Origin of the sequence: Burkholderia sp. GbtcB21 (genome assembly GCF_019091065.1) — a bacterium.
Lineage (GTDB): Bacteria > Pseudomonadota > Gammaproteobacteria > Burkholderiales > Burkholderiaceae > Burkholderia > Burkholderia pyrrocinia_C.
Window position 1 is genome coordinate 1 of record NZ_JAGXKA010000106.1, and the last position, 473, is coordinate 473.

Sequence of the window (473 nt, forward strand, 5' to 3'; positions counted from 1 at the left end):
TACGAGTGGTGGGACGGGGCGAAGCAGAAGACGGCGGTGTCGCAGGGCACGAACCCGAACGCGCCGGGGTGGAAGCCGGCATCGAGCTACTACAACTACGACGTGAACGGGAACCTGAAGTCGGTGTACGACGACGGGGGCGGCCAACGGGGCAAGGCGCGTGCGTTCAGCTACTGGACGGACCTGCGCGGGCAGGTGCAGCGTCGTGACGAACTGGTGGGGGTGTCGATTGCCCCGGACGGGGCGATCACGGGAGCGCAGGGGGACCGCAAGCACAACTACTACTACCTGAACGGCCACCGGGTGGGGAACGTCGGGAACGACGGAGTCGAGAAGGTCGACTACGTGCAGGAACTGGCGGGGAAGCTCGGGAAAGGCAAGGAGAGCCAGTACCGGGTGACGACGCCGGTGAGCGTGGCGGACTTCGACGAGAACTACATGCGCATCGACGGAACGTATCCGGGGGCGAGCCC

General features: G+C 66.2%; 1 protein-coding gene. It reads left to right on the plus strand.

The window, feature by feature from the left end:
- On the plus strand, positions 1 to 473 hold a 473-nt coding region (locus tag KVT39_RS36525), incomplete at both ends, for a hypothetical protein (RefSeq protein WP_217591433.1).